Annotated in this window: 3 protein-coding genes; all 3 read right to left on the bottom strand. The window is 35.0% G+C overall.

The annotated features are described in order from the left end of the window. Positions 1-30: 30 nt before the first annotated feature. Positions 31-813, bottom strand: a complete 783-nt coding sequence (locus ACJML3_RS00605; protein ID WP_406019704.1) for a sugar phosphate isomerase/epimerase family protein — start codon at positions 811-813, stop codon at positions 31-33. Positions 814-916: 103 nt separating this feature from the next. Beyond that, the gene (locus tag ACJML3_RS00600) at positions 917-1,357 is read right to left on the bottom strand and encodes a pullulanase (protein WP_406019702.1); all 441 of its coding nucleotides are present in this window, start codon (positions 1,355-1,357) and stop codon (positions 917-919) included. Positions 1,358-1,516: 159 nt separating this feature from the next. Next, positions 1,517-2,196, bottom strand: a 680-nt coding sequence (locus ACJML3_RS00595) for an FHIPEP family type III secretion protein (protein WP_406019700.1), incomplete at its 5' end; no start/stop codon positions are given.

Raw genomic sequence — 2,196 nt, 5'->3', positions numbered from 1 at the left:
ATATTTACATTGACATATGAACAATCTAATTTACAGGCAGTTTTTCAGATAACAGATATCCTTTTCAAAATCATCAAGTCTCTCTTTACTGTCCTTGTTAGTTTCTACAGATACACATGCTTTGTCATGAAATATTTCATCAGCCACCCACTTAATATCAAGATTACCTGTACCTAAATGTGGATGTGCATCATAAGGAGATGTCATATCTGTAATATCTGACAGATGATACATTCTTGGTGATAATTTTTTAATTTCCCTTAAGAATGAATATGGCTCAATATTTTGTGAATTAGCTGAACAGACTGCATGGCCAATGTCAAAACAAAGACCACAGGATGCTGTATCCATTATCAGTTTAAGCTCATCTACTGTTGCACCTCTGCAAAAGTTACCGCCCATTTTATTTGGAAGAGCTACAAATGGCTTATTCTCAATTACAGCTCTACTCTCATTGAATGATGCAAGCTGTCTTGCAGTTTCATTTACATCACCATCAATTCCACCGTGAAATATGATGCAGTCAGCACAAAGCTCATCTGCAAAAAGTCTGCTCTGCTCATATATTTCAATATTTCGCGCTCTGTTTTCTCTTTTTGCAAGATTAAAACCGTGTGCAAAATGAGCATTGTGAATGATAAAAGGGATCTTCAGCTTTTTCCATGCGCTTAATGTATCTGTTGTATCAGGAACTACATATAGCTCTATATAATCATAAATACCATGTGAATATAATCTGCTAGCTTCTTTCAAATAATGATCGGTATTAACTGACCAGAGTTTTAATCCTGCTTTTATATTTTTTCTGTTCAAAATTTACCCTCCGTTTTTCAGTTAATCTTAAAACAAAAAGAAAAAAATCCATACAGGAGTTTTTCTGTATGGATCATATATGCGTTTCATATTCTTTTTTATACTATTCTATATTAACTGCCTTTTCATTGGTCTTATTGATGGTTACATAGTATTTATCGTTATTCTTTATAAGACAGAACTTGTATACTCCAACCTGTGGAGGGTAGAAGGTTAAATCCTCATACATAGAATCAGGATTAAGCTCAATCCCCACATTGTCACCTTCCTTGATGGTACCAATTCTTGTATAACCAAAATTTGTACCTCTGCTCCAGTCTCTGTCAGCAAACTTGAACTTTGTTGTACGAACAAGTCTGGTATTCACACACCCACCAACGTCAGTCTGTTTTAATGCATACTCGTCAGTTGCATCATAGTTGTTCATCTGACCTCTAAGATATATAACCTTACCATTGATTATATAATCTTCTGCGGCATGCACTGCAAAAACAATTCCGCATAGTATAAGCATGCCCGTAGCAAAATATTTCAAAGCTTTCATTTTATTATTATCCGTAACTTCAATACGTTTGTTTGATTTGAATAGATGTTACAAATTATTTTTACCACAATCAAAGCAGATCTTATAAAGATTTGATATAGAGCAATAAAAAAGAGCACCTATATCTATTTTTGTGCTCTTTTTAAAACTTTTTTTGCTTTAATTTATCTGATTTGATGCATTTCCTATCACATTGACGATCTTAATCTGTTTGTCATCAGGAATTTCCTGATAAGACAATACTCTAAGACCAGGAATAGTATTCTTTACAAATCTTGAGAGTGTTGATCTTAAAATACCTGAGGTTAGTAAAATTGCAGGCTCTCCTTCCATTTCCTGATTGTTTGAAGCTTCCATTAATGAATGCTGAAGTCTTTCTGCCATACCAGGTTCAATACCTACACCTTCAGCACCACCAGTCTCAAGTGACTTATGCAGTACCTTTTCAAGATCCGGTGCTAGCGTAATTACAGGAATTACATTTTCAGAGCCTACAATATCCTGAACAATCAGACGTCTTAAACCAATTCTGCTTGCTGCTGTAAGTACCTCAGGATCCTGACTCTTAGGACCGTACTCAACAAGTGTTTCAAGAATGGTTCTCATATCTCTGATAGGCACACCTTCATTTAAAAGATTCTGAAGGATGTGTGTTAAAAGACCTAAGCTTACAACACCAGGAACAAGACCGTTTACAAGTTTAGGCTGAGTTTTTGCAACAATATCAAGAATATTCTGAACCTCTTCCTGACCTATTAAGGATGCAGAGTTATTAACAAGGATCTGAGATAAATGAGTTGCAATAACTGTTGAACAGTCAACAACCGTATAACCAAGTC

This window comes from Succinivibrio sp. (genome assembly GCF_045124615.1).
GTDB classification, from domain to species: Bacteria; Pseudomonadota; Gammaproteobacteria; order Enterobacterales; family Succinivibrionaceae; genus Succinivibrio; species Succinivibrio faecicola.
Note: the sequence above shows the minus strand (reverse complement) of the source record. Positions and strands in the feature narration are given on the sequence as shown.